The organism is Hassallia byssoidea VB512170 (genome assembly GCF_000817785.2).
Classification (GTDB): domain Bacteria; phylum Cyanobacteriota; class Cyanobacteriia; order Cyanobacteriales; family Nostocaceae; genus Hassallia; species Hassallia carrinoi.
The window spans coordinates 70202-85882 of sequence record NZ_JTCM02000004.1; the positions used below are offsets into that span (position 1 = coordinate 70202).

General features: G+C 41.3%; 12 protein-coding genes. 1 reads left to right on the forward strand and 11 read right to left on the reverse strand.

All coding sequences use genetic code 11. From position 1 onward, the window contains the following. Positions 1-79 precede the first annotated feature (79 nt). Entirely contained in the window at positions 80-2299 is a 2220-nt protein-coding gene (locus PI95_RS03230; protein WP_039752641.1) for a N,N-dimethylformamidase beta subunit family domain-containing protein, read from the reverse strand. A 221-nt stretch (positions 2300-2520) separates the two neighbouring features. Here PI95_RS03230 and PI95_RS03235 point away from each other — a divergent pair, with 221 nt between their 5' ends. After that, positions 2521-4488, forward strand: a complete 1968-nt coding sequence (locus PI95_RS03235; protein WP_039752642.1) for an ArnT family glycosyltransferase — start codon at positions 2521-2523, stop codon at positions 4486-4488. 188 nt (positions 4489-4676) lie between these two features. On the opposite strand, the gene PI95_RS03240 is transcribed toward PI95_RS03235, so the two are convergent. The 10 genes from PI95_RS03240 to PI95_RS03285 form a co-directional block, all read right to left on the reverse strand. Then, on the reverse strand, positions 4677-7310 hold the full coding sequence (locus PI95_RS03240; RefSeq protein WP_063842446.1) for a N,N-dimethylformamidase beta subunit family domain-containing protein: 2634 nt from the start codon (positions 7308-7310) through the stop codon (positions 4677-4679). 103 nt (positions 7311-7413) lie between these two features. Then, positions 7414-8586 carry a DUF7453 family protein gene (locus tag PI95_RS03245; RefSeq protein WP_039752643.1) on the reverse strand — a complete coding sequence of 391 codons (1173 nt, stop codon included), beginning with the start codon at positions 8584-8586 and terminating at the stop codon, positions 7414-7416. 218 nt (positions 8587-8804) lie between these two features. Further along, positions 8805-10109: an NAD(P)/FAD-dependent oxidoreductase gene (locus tag PI95_RS03250; protein ID WP_039752645.1), complete on the reverse strand. Its 1305-nt coding sequence runs from the start codon at positions 10107-10109 to the stop codon at positions 8805-8807. A 12-nt stretch (positions 10110-10121) separates the two neighbouring features. Continuing rightward, positions 10122-10892 carry a class I SAM-dependent methyltransferase gene (locus tag PI95_RS03255; RefSeq protein ID WP_039752646.1) on the reverse strand — a complete coding sequence of 257 codons (771 nt, stop codon included), beginning with the start codon at positions 10890-10892 and terminating at the stop codon, positions 10122-10124. A 153-nt stretch (positions 10893-11045) separates the two neighbouring features. Next, positions 11046-12038 carry an NAD-dependent epimerase/dehydratase family protein gene (locus tag PI95_RS03260; RefSeq protein ID WP_039752647.1) on the reverse strand — a complete coding sequence of 331 codons (993 nt, stop codon included), beginning with the start codon at positions 12036-12038 and terminating at the stop codon, positions 11046-11048. A 44-nt stretch (positions 12039-12082) separates the two neighbouring features. Then, complete coding sequence (locus PI95_RS03265) at positions 12083-12442, reverse strand: EamA family transporter (protein ID WP_039752648.1); 360 nt, start codon at positions 12440-12442, stop codon at positions 12083-12085. 30 nt (positions 12443-12472) lie between these two features. Beyond that, entirely contained in the window at positions 12473-12874 is a 402-nt protein-coding gene (locus tag PI95_RS03270; RefSeq protein WP_039752649.1) for an SMR family transporter, read from the reverse strand. Between the two features lie 36 nt (positions 12875-12910). After that, positions 12911-14026, reverse strand: a complete 1116-nt coding sequence (locus PI95_RS03275) for an aminotransferase class I/II-fold pyridoxal phosphate-dependent enzyme (protein WP_039752650.1) — start codon at positions 14024-14026, stop codon at positions 12911-12913. A 1-nt stretch (position 14027) separates the two neighbouring features. Then, positions 14028-14639, reverse strand: a complete 612-nt coding sequence (locus tag PI95_RS03280) for an acyltransferase (protein ID WP_039752651.1) — start codon at positions 14637-14639, stop codon at positions 14028-14030. Beyond that, the gene (locus PI95_RS03285) at positions 14626-15636 is read right to left on the reverse strand and encodes a Gfo/Idh/MocA family protein (RefSeq protein ID WP_039753930.1); all 1011 of its coding nucleotides are present in this window, start codon (positions 15634-15636) and stop codon (positions 14626-14628) included. The genes PI95_RS03280 and PI95_RS03285 overlap by 14 nt, the downstream gene beginning before the upstream one ends. Positions 15637-15681 lie beyond the last annotated feature (45 nt).

The following is a 15681-nucleotide window of genomic DNA, read 5'->3' on the forward strand; positions in this document are numbered from 1 at the left end:
CCTTTCACGGCAGATGCTCCACGCAGGTGAACCCCGCTCCCCGCACTGCCTCCCCTTTCAAGAACTCTTGGTCATATTGTTAAGGGACAATTATGCCAGCTCCTGGAGTCTGAGGTTTAGCTCCCATATCTGCAAAGACGTTGACAGCAATTTGTTTAGCGCGGTTATCTTCTTTGGCTGGAGTGATGCGATCGCTATCTAATCCCCACATCCACTGATTGGAACCAGTGGAAAATACTTTGGCTCCACTGGCGGCGGTGTAGCGGACTGCATGAGATACTTGTGTATTAGTACCAGCAGGCAGATCGTCATCCACATTAATTGGGCTAACTGTGGACTGTCCCAGAATCACCAAACCACTTGGAGCCGCACCGTTGTTAACAACCGCATCCCACTCAAAAGCGACCAGCTGAGTCAATTTGCTACCGTTGGTCAGATTGGTGTTGGCGTAATATGGGTCTGAACTATTGGCAACTACAAAGTCGTAGCCACTGTAGCTGTTGGTGCTACCGTTAGGATCGCCCCAAGTGTAATACAAGTCATCGCGATCGCCTGTGTACATAATTCCCAGCAATGCGTTTTCTGGTCGGTTGTTCTGGGTACTTCTCCACTTATTTGTCGGCGCAACCGTATCTGCCGTGTTTTTGTAACATGCCATAACTCGGTTGGCTTGCCCTCCATTTGAATTTTCAAAGCGCACCCGCCAATAAGCAGTATTGGATGAGAAAAACGCCAAGTTGATTTTAGAACTGCGGGCTTGTTCAACAGCATTGCGCTGTTCTAACGACCAGTACTCGTCATGACCAACTGATAAAAATACTTTGTGCCCCTGTAATATTTGCGAATTGGTCTGAAAGTCGATATTTGTGATATAAGAAACGTCATAACTTTGAGACTCCAACCAACGCACCATATTGCGTTCCCAAAGAGTCATTTGGTTGTAGTGATGCCATTCAGAGGTGGTCATTGACAGGGGGCGATCGCTAGAAACCTTGTATCCTCTTTGACCGCCGACACTCTGATATGCGTAGGTGCTGTAACCACCAGTGTTATTGTATGCAAAGTAAGTAGTAAAGCTGCTTTGGAAGACAATATCTGAGTTTCTGCTGTCGTCGCGGACAACAAACCACACCTGTGACTGCTTACCTGTTGCCTGTTCTGTTAATTTGGCAATATACAGCCCGCTCGTCCAGTTATTGCCGACAGCAACAGTATAGGAGGTTGACCAGTTCGTAGCTTCATATAGCTTGGTAGCTGAGTCTGTAAGTGTCAAGGCAGGTTGGGTGATGCCACTGAGCGATCCGCTGCTAACTATCAGTCGCCCTCCATTACCTTGGTAGTAACCCAAGCGGTAGATATCGATTGTAAATTGTCCGGGCTGTGCTAGGGAAACCTTGATTGGCAGCGAACCGCCCTTATTGACGCTAGTTGCTGTAGCATAGCCGACAATTTCATTACTAGTAGACTGGTTGGTGATTTTCCAGTTTGTAGTGCCCGGTTTTTTGTTTTCTAGATAAATAGGATTGGGGTTCTTTGGCTCCGCTAAGGCACTGAAAATAACCGTGCCAATGTTGGCAGCTGTTGCACTCACGGTATTATTTGTTGCAGGAGTTGTTCCCAAGGTCAGCACCGTGCTTGCCTTACCGTTGGCATCAGTTACGGCACTGGTGGGTGAAACAGTTCCTCCGCCATTAGTAACTGTAAAGTTGACTGTAACTCCCGCTTGTGGATTGCCAGAACCATTTTTAACTTGGACAACCAATGGGTTGGGTAGCGCAGTTCCTACTGCTCCCTGTTGATTATCACCGCTGACTTTGGTGATACTAGGAGGAAGTTGAGCAGTAAATACGATGTCGCGGAAATAGTTGGAACTATTGTAGGAATTAGTAGGCATTGCATTCACATTGCCGTACACTCCATTAGAACCATCAGCAACTGAACTCACATTTCCATTTACCACCGAGCTTGTCAATCCTTGAACGGTAATTGGGAAATAGGTATTGGCTGTGTTAACGCTTATCACATAAGTAGTATTAGCGCTTATTGTCAGCGGAGAAGACAGAGTTTGCTGCTGCCAACCCGAAGCCGTCTCGTTGGCGAAAGTTATACTTGCCAAAAGAGTATTTGATGTTGACCAGATTTTGCCTACATGAGTGCCACTCTCGCTGGGTGCTTTCCAAAAGCGAATCGCGACAATCTGACCATTCTGGGCGCTTCGGAACTTCATTCCGAGTTCATATTCCACACCATCGGTGGCGTTGCCATTATTTGGCTGTTGAGTTGTAAAGACGCTATCCATTTGCTCAAAGGATTTGTTATGTTAAGGAACTTTGTATTAGCTGACACTTTGCTTGGTTATATTACGAAAAACTGTTTTAATTTTATATATAAATATCTAAGCATATATAGTGCGTATATATTACTTAAGTGCAAACAAAATTGACAATGAAATTAAGCCGATCTGCCAAGATCGAGTATTAGCTTTGCATTCTTATATCAGCCAAAAAGATAAAAATAAATATGGTATATCCTGCTGACTCTGGCGTGCCGAGTGTTAAAAAGCATCGAAAGATAAATATTCTGCAACGTGACCCGTGGTTATTTTTTGTACTTGCTTGTTTTATCTTGCTGGCGTTTGTCAGTTGGGGCAAATTAGCACATCCGATATTTGATACCGGGCAAGAAGCCGAGATAACCGCTCGTCTGCTGGCAGGGGAAGTACTATACCGCGACTTGCAAAATTACTACGGACCTCTCCCTTACTACGTCAATGCGCTTGCACTGCTGCTGTTTGGGCATCACTTAGAAGTTTTCTACGCAGTTGGTTTGGTCTTGGCATTGGCAGTTACCTTGCTAACTTATCAATTGACTATAAGGCTTACCAATAAGCCTTGGGCAGCACTTTGCACAATTTGCGTGCTGATATACTGTGCTTTCGCTCCCGGAGGGCTGTTTAATCTGATCGTTCCTTATAGTTACGGTAGTGTCTATGGGACGGTATTTTGCTTGCTGGCTTTTACTGCTGTTGACCGCTACGGACATACTGGCAAAACCAGATGGTTGGTAGCAGCTGCGATCGCCTGCGGATTAGCCGGACTTTCTAAGCAAGAATACGGAGTATCTGGGCTTGTTGGTGTGTTGGTTGGTGCAAACCTGCGTCCGAGAAATCTCAAGGGCGTGGTAGTACGTAGCATTTTAGTAATTTTAGTTGCAAGTATCTGTGTAATAATACCATTCGCATTGCTTGCCCATCAAGTTTCCTGGGAGACGCTACAAACTTCAATCCTGCCAGTTTCCAAGTCCCAGGTTCTTACCAAAAGCGGACTTTTTGATGTTTCCGCTGGCAAAACCCTGAATATCACAAGAAGTACTTTCAACGTTTTTACAGCTACTTCAATCGTGATTTGGCTAGCACTGGCATTTGCTGGCTGGCTTTCTAGACGCGAGTGGATACCCAATAATCGATACAAGATACTAATTGAGGGAATTGTAAGTATCGCTTTCTCTTTATTAGGTTTGGTTTTGTTGCGAATCAACATTTGGGAGAATGCCTTCAAAATTGGTTTAGTTGTTTTGCTAGTAATTTGCGTTGCTTCCCTAGCTACGAGGTGGCTTTCTAGACGAGAGTGGATACCCAATTCTCGATCGCTTCGGCTTGCAGTCAAGTCGCTTGTGGTTCTATGTTTTGTATTTTTATGCTTTTTAATACTGCGTCGGTTGGCTTGCTGTTCTGATGTTGTTTTCCACCCTTTGGGGAATATGGCTTGGCTTTTACCGTTATTGGTGGCATGGTTTGCTTTGAGTTTCAGGGAGTTAATTCAGCACCGACATGCACCTCTACTGTATGCCTTGTTCGCTTTCTCTATGTTGCTCAACGCTCGCTTTTTGTTCTACATCGGTTTTTATGGAATTTATGCTGTAACAGCATTAATACTGTTTTTCACGTTTTTATACAATTTGGCTGAAAAAACTAGTTTGCCAATCTCAAGGTTTTTGTTGATTTGCTTGCTGATTGGTGGTGGTATGAACTTGGTGGAGTTAGGACAGTATCGCTATGCAGTGCGATCGCCTGAAGGAACTATTTACACTAAATATGCTGACCTCGCTGTTGCCTTCAACCAAACTATTAAATATATCAACGCTTCTAAAGCCAAATCTGTACTGGTAGTTCCCGCTGGAGCCACTTTAAATTTTCTTACCAAAACTCACTCACCCAGTCAAGAAACTATCTTTCTTCCAGGGGTTGTTCCTACTCCAGATGCAGAGCGGGAGTTTATCGATCGCATGAAAAATAAACCTCCATCCCTCATAGTTTACGTACATGTTCCTTTTTGGTGGCTTCAACCAGGCTATCAGAGTTACGCCGAGTTCAACCCGCTGATTGACCAATGGATTACTAAAGAACATCAGTTAGTTTACTCATCACCTCAAATACTAGGTTTTGGAAATGGCAAAGAGTGGGCTATAAATATCTATGCTAGTAAATGAGAAATTAGCTTGCTGTATTTGCCATTTTGATTTCAGCTAGGCTGACCGAATAATTATTAATTCATAATTCATAATTTAGGGTACAGAGCAAATCAATTTATTGATGGTAATAAATTTTATTCCTCACTTTCCGTCCCTACCAAGAGGCGTGGGATAATAATTATGAATTATTAATTATGAATTATTAATTATATTGACACCGCTGCTTTCTGCTCCCTGCTTTCAAAGTGGCTGGAAGTATCAACCTTAAAGTTAAACGGTATCAGAGGCTTGGCACCCATATCTGCTAAAATGTTGATAGCCATTTGCTGGGCGCGAATATCTTCTTTAAAAGGCTTGACGCGATCGCTATCCAGCCCCCACATCCACTGAATAGAGCCGCTGGCAAAGACCTTGGCACCACTATGCGCTGTGTAGCGGACTGCATTGGAAACTTGGGTATTGGTTCCAGGGGAAAGATCCAAATCTCGAGATTTTGGCTCAACTGGTGAAGAAGACAAAATAACCAATCCCTTAGGAGAAAAGCCGTTATTGACAACTCCATCCCATTCAAAACCTACTAGTTGACTCAACGAATCGCCATCTTTCAGGTTGGTGTGGGCATAATATGGATCTAAACTATTGGCAACTACAAAATCGTAGCCGTTGTAGGTATCAGTAGTCCCGTTAGGATCGCCCCAAGTGTAATACAGATCGTCGCGATCGCCTGTATACATTACTCCGATTAATGCGTTTTCCGGTCGCTGATTTTCTCGACTTCTCCATTTATTTGTCGGAGCAACCGGATCTTGGGTATCCTTATAGCAGACCATTACCCGATTGGCTTCTCCACGACTCGATTTCTCAAAGCGAAATCGCCAGTAGGCTGAATTTGCCGAGAAAAACGCCAAATTGACTTTCGCATCGCGGGCTTGTTCGACACCATCCCGTTGTTCTTTCGACCAGTATTCATCGTGACCAACAGAAAGAAATAATTTGTGTCGCTGGAGAATATAAGGATTAGTATGGACATCCACATTAGTAATGTATGATACATCATATCCTAAATACTCCAACCAGCGCATCATATTGCGTTCCCAAGACAAAAAGTGATTGTAATCGTCATGTCCAAGAGTTTGGGAGAAGGGTCTGTCGAAGGAAACTTTAACAGCTTTTTGGTTATGTTTTGAGCTGTATTCATACAAGCTATAACCACCGTAGTTATTGTAGGCACAAAAGGTGGTAAAGCTGCTCTGGAACAATATATCAGACTGACTGCTGTCATTACGGACAACAAACCATATTTGTGACTGCTTGCCTGTTATTTGGTCTCTAAGGTTAGCAATATATAGTCCGCTAGTCCAGTTCTTGGTTACTTTGAGAGTGTAGGAAGTTGACCAGTTACACTCAACCAACCGGGTATTGGCATCTGCGATCGCACAAGCAGGTTGAGTGAAGCCGTTGAGTTGACCGCTGTCTTTTATCAGTCGCCCTCCTTTGCCACCGTAGTAACCTAAGCGGTACACTTTGATCGTAAACTTTCCCGGTTGTGCCAAAGAAACTTTTATGGGCAGCGACTCGCCTTGATTTACACTAGTTGCTGTAGCATAGCCAGCAATTTCATTGTTGGTAGCCTGGTTAGTAATTTGCCAGTCAGTAGTCCCAGGTTTTAGGTTTTCCAAATATATAGGATTGGTTGTCGTCGGTTGAGCTGTAGCACTAAAGCTGACGCTGCCAATGTTAGCTGCTGTGGCGATCGCGTTAGTTACACCAGCGACTTGCCCCAAGGTCAGCATTGTGCTTGCCTTACCGTTGGCATCAGTTACGGCACTGGCAGGTGAAACAGTTCCTCCCCCATTGGAAATAGCAAAGTTGACTGTAACTCCCACTTGTGGATTGCCAGCAGAGTCTTTAACTTGAACAACTAATGGATAAGGTAAAACAGTTTTGATTGCTCCCTGTTGATTATCACCGCTGACTTTGGTGATACTAGCAGTCACTTGAGCAGTAAATACGATGTCGCGGAAATAATTGGAACTCATGTAGGAATTTGTTGGCAAAGCATTCACATTGCCGTACACCCCATTAGAACCATCAGCAACTGAACTCACATCTCCATTCACCACCGAACTTGCCAATCCTTGAGGGCTAATTGGGAAATAGGTATTGGCAGTGTTAACGCTAACTACATAAGTAGTATTAGCTTGAATGACAAGTGGTGTACTCAAAGTTTGCTGCTGCCAACCTGAGGCTGTTTCGTTGGTATATGTGCAACTTGCTAAGAGAACACCGTCTGCCGTCCAGATTTTACCAATATGAGTGCCACTTTCGCCCGGTGCTTTCCAAAAGCGAATCGCGACAATATTACCATTCTTGGTGCTTCGGAACTTCATTCCCAGTTCATATTCCACACCATCGGTAGCATTTTCATTATTTGGCTGTTGATTTGTAAAGACGCTTTGATTGTTGGTAGCCTGGTTGGTAATTTGCCGCTCAGTAGTCGCAGGGTTTTGCTTTTCTAGATAAATAGGATTGGTTGTCGCAACAGCTGTAGCACTAAAGCTGACGCTGCCAATGTTAGATGCTGTAGCGATCGCGTTAATTACACCAGCTTCAGTCCCCAAGGTTAGCATCGTGCTTGCCCTACCTTGGGCATCGGTTAAGGCAGTGGTTGGAGAAACCGAACCACCACTTTTGACTGCAAAGTTGACTGGCACATTTGCTCTTGGATTGCCAGCACTGTCTATTAGCTGCACTACCAAAGGTTTGGGTAACACAGTTTTTATGACACCGCTTTGGCGATCGCCGCTGATGATTGTAAATTGACTCTGAGGTAGATTCATTGTGGATTGCCCTGTTGATTTAACAACGATTCCCTACTTGGTTGAAATTGGGGAATCTTAATGTTGAAATCACACAATCAATACCCATTTCCAGAATTATATGTTATTTTGGCAGTCCACCCCTACAATCGCGCTTGCGTCGCAAAACTGTACCCAACGCACCTACTGTCAACAAACCCAACGCAAAACCTGGTTCTGGAACAGAAGTAGTTGGCTCTTGATGATCCGAGTCTGCGCGGAATACCCCAGTTCTACCATCTGCAAGTTTGGCATAAAAGGCAAACTGGTTCTTATCGTTTAACCCGCGATTGGAAAAATAAAGGTCTGTTACTGTCGAGCCAAACAGAGAATCACCCAAAGCAATGACTTTATCAGTTTCCGGGTTTGCTCCTGTGTAAATACCCAAACCCCCTCCCTTAAGGACACCTTTAAAAGCTACAGTACCCCGTTCGTTAATTGCAGGGTTCTCGAAAAAGTCAAAAACACTGCTGTTGTCAGCTATTTTGGTCAGAGTTTGACCGTCACTAGTATAAATGCCTTCACCTGCCAATTTATCAAGAACACCCTTAAAGGCTACTGTGCCTGCATTGTTGATGGCAGGGTTGAACAAAAAGTCAAAGTCTCCATTCGTGTCAGCGATGGTGGTCGTATTTCCACCATTAACACTGTATATACCACGACCTCTATCTTTAAGTTCGGCTGTGAAAGCGACGGTGCCTGCGCTATTAATTGCGATTCCCTCAAAACGGCTATAGGGACTGGTGTCACTGGTATCGGCGATGGTGGTATTGATTCCGTCGTTATTGGTTAAGACGGCACGGACTCCTTGATCTAGAATTTGCGAGAAGGTTACAATACCTTTACTATTGATGGCGAGATCGCCTAAAGCAGCAGGAACTCTGCTGTAAGCAATGGGAGCAGTATTTTCACCCGTATAAATGCCAACACCCCCTTCATCCAAAGCAGCTTTAAAAGCGACAATACCTGTGTCGGCGATCGCAGGAGTAAAAAATGAGCTAAACTGACCGCTGCTGTCAGCAATCAGACTCGTATTCTCCCCACTACCAATGTAGATACCACTTCCCCCCGCATCTAGATCGGCAGAGAAGGTAACAGTGCCTTCGTTGTTGATCGCAGGGTAGAAACCGAACTTACTAAAAAGGTCATTGCTGTCAGCAATTTTAGTGTAAGTGAAAGCAAAAGCCTCACTGTTAACTAGCAAGCTCAAAGCAAGACCAACAGCGGTAGCCACTGATAACCGTTTTATTGCAATCATGGAAATTAATAGTATTTAAATATACACTATGATACCAAGTTTCCTGAATCCAAAAATGATTCAGACAGGCAGGTTAATTAAATTAATCTTAATATACAAAGTAATTAATAAATCTTCAATACACTTCAGCATTTCTACTGAATAATTTCCTACTGCGTACAAGCAAACTTAAAATACTCTTTTTCGTAGTGAGCGGTTTACCGCTCATATCTTCAATTTTAAGCACTGAAGTGCTTACTACTAAATTTTTCGCTAAATTCGTTAACATGCCCGACAACTGTATTGTTATTTAAAGTGTCATTGACAAACTGTGAAGTGTTGAGAACGAAAAAATCATCGTTTTCGGTGACTATCTTTGGTACCAGGTGGGAATAATTTAAAACCTGTAGTGGTTGCATTTTCATCGCACGATTAATATGTGCTGCCACGATGTCATCTGCCTTAAGTTGTGGAAACATTAAATGCAAACCCCGAAAAAACAATGAGCGCAATTCATCGTCTGTTTGTTTTAAGAGAGGATCGTCGGAATGTACGTATTTCGGTAAGTAGGTAAGATGCAGTCCTGCTGTCTCCTGTAAAGAAACTAAATTACTCATACCCAAAACCCCGGTAAAGGGAATACGTAGATCGGCAAGATTGACTATGTAATAAGGAACCAAAGCCTTGCGGGTAATCAGTGACATGCAGATTACACCGAGATATTCTACTGTAGAGTCGCCAATTTGCACCAAGCTGCGATCGGCAATTTGTTGGAGAATATTTACAGGTCCGGTAAAGATTACTTTGTCAAAATGCTCCTTTGCCTTATTATGTTCAACCCACAGTCCACCTTTTGAATCTGGTTTAACATATTTAACTGCAACACCAGTGCAAATATTACCCCCAGCAGCACAAATTAATTTTTCTAATTGGTCAAAAACAGTTTTGTAACCACCCGCAACATAACCAAGTTGTTCTTTATGCAACTTGCTATCACGAGCGGAAAACAGCCGTTTAATATACGACCAAATAAAGACTGCTGAGACACGCTTATAATTCTCTCCTAGTTTGGCTAACAATAAAGGTTGCCAAAGCTTTTCGTATGTATTTCTCCCGGAGATTTTTAACAGCCAATCTTCAACAGTAATTTTCTCCAACCGTCGCCAATTCTTCATTCTCGAACCATATAGCAAAGTTAAAGCTAACCGAAACTTGCCGATAATAGTTAGCGGTGGAAAGCGGAGAAATTCTATGGTATTGCTAATTGAATACAATTTCTGGTCTATGTAACATCCTGTAAGAGTAGGACGCCAACGCAGCTTATCCCCTAAATTAATTTCCTTAATAAAATTTATTAACTGAGTATCAGATGGTAGAATAACATGATAAAATCGATCCCAAACGAAGGAACCGTAATCATGGTAAGTAGCAAGTCCGCCGAGTTGGTTGTTGCTTTCAAAGACGGTTACTTTATGACCTTGCTGCGAAAGTCGATAGGCTAATGTTAGCCCCATCATTCCGCCGCCAATAACGGCAATATTCATGATTTAATATATTTACTTGATTGCTTCAACATAAAGACTCTCGGAGGCTCTTATTTGTTGGTCGATAGATAATTCATCCATCAACGACTTACCAAAAGCCTGCCTTTGCACTTTTGAGAAACCATATTTGTACAAAATAAACTCAAGGGTTTCATAATCGTATGCATATTTATGTTCATAGTGTTGGCGAAATACAAAGTTGATTAATTCCATTCTGGTATTATATTTAAATTTAAAGTGGAAATCTGTGAGATCCGAATCCAGAGGTCTAATAATACTTAGTTCTTCCCAACCTCCCTGACAGTAAGCATACAAATACTTTTCAATATCTGGAACAATTATACGTATTATTCCTCCCGGTTTTAAGACTCGATAACATTCGGATAAAAATAATGGTACTTCCTCTACATAATCTATATGTTCAAAGAAATGTTCAGTAAAAATACCTTTTACTGAATTGTCTGGGAACGGAAGACTCTTGCGACAATCACAAACACAGTTAATACCTGGAGCTTCGGAAATATCTACATTAATCCAGTCTGCTTTAGCATGAGGACCTGCACCCACATTTACTAATAAATCCTTAGCATTTTCATACTTCTGGGATAATTTTTTGCTTTTAGCTTTTATCAGTGCCGCAGATATCTCATACTGAGAATTTAAGTATGCATATTGTGGGATTAATTGCTCTTGCCAAAATCTATTAATTATCCTATGGTGATAGTTTACATACGTTTGTAGAGGAATGAGTTTATATAGTAAACGTTTAACTAGCTGTTTCATAAGATTTGCTCTTCGACTCAGAATTACAAAACATACTTTTTGTTGCTTCAATAAGAGAACCCCTGCGTGCGAGTGGCTTCCAAACGAAAAATTTTAGTTTAAATTCAGTACGATTCGAGAAGCGATCGCTTTAGAGCAACGCTTCCCAATCATTTACACGCAAGCTCTAATAGTGCGATGCCATGCAATAGTTTTAGACAACCCTTCTTCTAATTTCACCTCAGCTTTGACACCAAGAATTTGTTCGCAACGGGTGCTATCGGGTACACGTCTTCTCACATCTTCATATTTGTTACCTGTAAAAGATTCATAGGGAACAAATTTCACCTTGAGTTCTCCAGGTGTGTTACTAAGTCGCTTGATAGTTTTAGCTAAATCAAGGATGGTTATTTCGCGATCGCTACCAATATTGAAAATTTCCCCATTAGCTTCGGGTTTAATCGTCGCAGCGTAAATACCTGCTACAGTATCGCTCACATAAGTAAAACTCCGGGTTTGCAGTCCGTCACCATGAATAGAAATTTCACCATCGTTTAATATTTGTTCAATAAAAACTGATTGCGGTCCCCCCCACCAAGACAGGTGATGGCGCGGTCCATAAGAACCAAAAAAGCGTAGAATGACAACTGGAATATCATAGCTATCTTGATAAGCAAAAGCTAAATGTTCATCAAACAACTTAGATACAGCATAGCTCCAACGAGCTACTTTCGATGACCCAATAACTGAGTTATCGTCTTCGTTAAAAGGTAGTTTGGGATTGCGTCCATACACGTCAGAAGTTGAGGCAAGTACGCATTTACAATTTAATTTTCGGGCTAATTCTAAAACGTTGTCTGTACCTTGATAATTAATTTTCAGAGTATCAATTGCTTTGCCGTAACGAGGTATTTTGAAAGCAGCAAGGTGAACGATGCAATCGATATCCTTTTCTAAATTTTCAAATGTGCTTTTTTCCGTGACATCTTTTTGGAGAAATTGAAATGCTTTATTGCTCAAATGTTCAGCAATATTTTCTAATTTACCCATTGAGAGGTTATCGATACCAATAACCTCATGACCTGATGCCAATAGCTTGTCTAGTAAGTGAGAACCAAGGAATCCAGCGACACCTGTAACTAAAATTTTGTGAGGAGCTTCAGCCATATAAGTTTCTCTTTGTTACAATAAAAAAATAAAGATGGGCTTATTTATGTCTGGACAACAAGAATTACACCTGCTACAATAACAGCTATTCCTAACCATTGGCTAAACACAACATTCTCACGCAGAAAACGATGAGAAGCCAACGGTACGAGAGCAAATGTTAATCCTAGCGCTGGAAATGCCTGACTCAGAGGAATTGTCCGCAATACAATCAGCCACAATACAGTCACAACTACATAAGAGATAAACCAAATCCAAAAATAAGGAGAAAATAACAAGTCTCGAACTGAGTTGCTTGTTTCCTTAGCAGAACTAGAACCTTGAAATGCATACTTGAGCGAAAGTTGCCCTACTGTACCCAGCACAACTACAAATAATAAAATCAGCCAAGCAATTATATTCATTTCTGAATACCTTTTGTGTTTACTGTAACTTTAACTAGCTTTTTTGTGGATTTGGCTATTCTTAATTGGAAGCGCTACCAAAAGAACTCCGATAAAAATTAGAACTACTCCAACTACTCTAATTAGAGTAATTTTTTCATCAAAAAAGTAGTATGAACCCAAAAGGATGCCGACGTAGTTTAAGCTAGTAAGAGGATAAGCAATACTTAGTTTGACAGTTCGCAGAGCAAATATCCAATTGACTATTCCGAGACTATAAACACTCAAAGCTAAAACTAATTGCTGAATAAATGTCCAAGTAAATAATTGTTCGGTTTTATTGCTCATCGTATGTTTCATCAGCAATTGTCCAACGATACCAAAGGCAATGCTGAGAAACAAAGTTAGATATGAAATTAACTTCAAACGAGAAGGAGATGATTCAGCGTTCATCACAAATTACCATGAAAAATCAACGAAATGGTGCTGTTAAGTTAATGCAAAAAAAGCTTGACTTACAGACTCAACAACTACTTTTTGTGCGGATGCAGTCAATTCTGGAAACATCGGCAAAGATAAAACTTCATCGCTCAATTGTTCGCTGATTGGTAGTGAACCAAGGGCATAATTCAAGTTAGAGTGTACCTGCTGTAAGTGGAGAGGGATAGGATAGTACACCATTGAACCTATTCCTTTTTCTTTGAGGAATTTCTGCACCTTAGCGCGTTGTTTATCTAAAACCCTGATGGTAAACTGATTCCATACCGATCCTGACTGCATTGTAGGTAGGACAATGCCTTTAACATTTGCGAGTTGATTGATGTAATAATTTGCAATTTCAACCCTGGCAGAATTCCACCGATCCAAATACTGTAACTTGACTAAAAGAACTGCTGCCTGTATAGTATCTAAGCGGCTATTCAGTCCTAATTCTTCATGCTGATATTTAACTTTACCCCCATGTCGGCGTAAATACTCAACTCGCTCTGCAATTACTTTATCAGAAGTAGCGATCGCCCCTCCATCGCCAAAGCATCCCAAGTTTTTGGTAGGGAAGAAGCTAAAACAACCAACGTCTCCAATTGTCCCGACTTTTTTACCTTCCCAGACAGCACCTGTAGCTTGAGCGCAATCTTCAATCACTTTTAAATTATACTTGCGGGCAATTTCCATAATTACCGTCATATTGCAAGGACGACCGTACAAATGTACTGGTAAGATAGCTTTGGTGCGCTCTGTAATTTGAGACTCAATTAAGTCAGTATCGATATTGTAGGTATTTAAATCAACATCGACAAAGACAGGAGTCGCTCCCACTATACCAATTGCTTCTGTGGTGGCAATAAATGTGAAAGGTGTCGTTATCACCTCATCACCAGCACCAATCTTCAAAGCTCTTAGAGCTAAATGTAGCGCATCTGTGCCAGAGTTACAAGAAATTACTTGCTCGCAACTCAAATATTCAGCAAACTGTGCTTCAAACTCTTTGACTTGCGGACCCATTATATAGCGTCCACCTGCCATGACTGCACAGATATTTTTTTCTATGTCAGCTGCTATACTTTGATATTGACAAGTTGCGTCAAATGGGGGAATATTCACAATGTCATTCTATCCTTTTAATTTGATTTTCACCGCAATATTCATACGTGCGATCGCAAGCTTTACAAACAGTAGTTTTTTCAAATTCATCTAACTTTGCACCGCACTCACACATCCAACCAACTTGCTTTGCCGGATTTCCATAAACTAGTGCGTAATCGGCAATATCTTTTGTCACAGTTGAACCAGCACCGATAAATGCATAACGTCCAATTGTATGACCGCAAACAATTGTCGCGTTTGCACCAATTGTCGCTCCTTGCTTCACCAAAGTTACTAAATAATCATCGATTGTATTGCGAGGAAAAGCAGAACGCGGTGTATTAATATTGGTAAAAACACAACTGGGACCGCAAAAAACATCATCTTCTAAAATTACACCCGCATAGACAGAAACGTTATTTTGAATTTTCACATTTCGCCCAATTTTCACCTCAGAAGCAACAAATACATTTTGTCCAATTTTACATTTTTCACCAATCACCACATCTTTCATAATGTGGCTAAAATGCCAGATTTGACTTCCCGCACCAATAGTACACGGCAAATCAACATAAGCTGATTCATGTACAAAATAATCTAAACTTTTTGCTGTCGAAGTACTATCCGTTGACAACTTGAACCTCCTTTAAGTAAACAGCTTTTCCTGAAGATTCTAGCGATTCTTGAGCGGACTGTAAAACAGTCAAAACATCAATCCCGTTTTTAACGCTGGTTAAAGGTGTCTCTCTGCTTTCTACACAACTGAGAAAATGTTTGCATTCTTGCGTGAGAGGTGATGCTGCCTCAAGAGGAATGACAATTTTAGAATTTAATTTGAGTACGGGAATATTATCTTGCAATTCAGCTTGCTGGTCGTAAAAAGTCAGCTTGGCATCTACAGAAACATCATCAAAGACTAATGTACCAGAATCTCCAACTACTACTAACCGCTGTTCTTTAAAAGGATGCAACCAACTGACAAAAATATGAGCTTTGATTTGCTCAAATTCCAGATTTACAAGGCAAAAATCTTCAACTTTACCTAAGTTAGCACTACCAAGAGCTTGTACAGATACAGGTAATTTGCCAACGAATCCGAGAATTGAACATATATCATGAGGAGCAAAACTCCAAAGCACATTTTCTTCAGTTCTAACTTTACCAAAACTTAAGCGATTGGAATAAAGATATCGCAGTTTACCAATTTTTCCTTCAGCTACAAAAGCGCGAAGTTTAACTAAAGCTGGGTGGTACTCTAGTAAATGTCCAACCATGAGAATGGCATTGCTTTTTCTCGCAGCAGCTTCTATCAAAAGTGCATCTTCTAACGTTAAAGCCAAAGGTTTCTCAACAAACACATCTTTGCCGGCAGCTAATGCTTGCACTGCCAAACTTGCATGAGTTGGCGCTGGTGTAGCTATTATTACCGCTTGTACATCTGGCATTGCTAATACTTTGGCAAAGTCAGAAACTGCCTCAACATCATATTTTGTTTTTAAGTCTTCTAGAATTTGCTGGCTGGAATCACAAATTATCCGCAGTACACCTAATTGAGCAAATTCTCGAACTAAATTTTTACCCCAGTATCCACAGCCTATTACTGCTACATATTTATCACTCAGAGGTATCATAAACAATTCAAAATCCCCAATAAAAAAAGATAGCAGATTATTTGG

Excerpts from the sequence above, each read along its gene's own strand:
- PI95_RS03255 (WP_039752646.1), bottom strand. The coding sequence starts at position 10,892 with ATGAAACAGCTAGTTAAACGTTTACTATATAAACTCATTCCTCTACAA.
- PI95_RS03240 (WP_063842446.1), bottom strand. The coding sequence starts at position 7,310 with ATGAATCTACCTCAGAGTCAATTTACAATCATCAGCGGCGATCGCCAA.
- PI95_RS03270 (WP_039752649.1), bottom strand. The coding sequence starts at position 12,874 with ATGAACGCTGAATCATCTCCTTCTCGTTTGAAGTTAATTTCATATCTA.
- PI95_RS03250 (WP_039752645.1), bottom strand. The coding sequence starts at position 10,109 with ATGAATATTGCCGTTATTGGCGGCGGAATGATGGGGCTAACATTAGCC.
- PI95_RS03265 (WP_039752648.1), bottom strand. The coding sequence starts at position 12,442 with ATGAATATAATTGCTTGGCTGATTTTATTATTTGTAGTTGTGCTGGGT.
- PI95_RS03285 (WP_039753930.1), bottom strand. The coding sequence starts at position 15,636 with ATGATACCTCTGAGTGATAAATATGTAGCAGTAATAGGCTGTGGATAC.
- PI95_RS03245 (WP_039752643.1), bottom strand. The coding sequence starts at position 8,586 with ATGATTGCAATAAAACGGTTATCAGTGGCTACCGCTGTTGGTCTTGCT.
- PI95_RS03235 (WP_039752642.1), top strand. The coding sequence starts at position 2,521 with ATGGTATATCCTGCTGACTCTGGCGTGCCGAGTGTTAAAAAGCATCGA.
- PI95_RS03230 (WP_039752641.1), bottom strand. The coding sequence starts at position 2,299 with ATGGATAGCGTCTTTACAACTCAACAGCCAAATAATGGCAACGCCACC.
- PI95_RS03260 (WP_039752647.1), bottom strand. The coding sequence starts at position 12,038 with ATGGCTGAAGCTCCTCACAAAATTTTAGTTACAGGTGTCGCTGGATTC.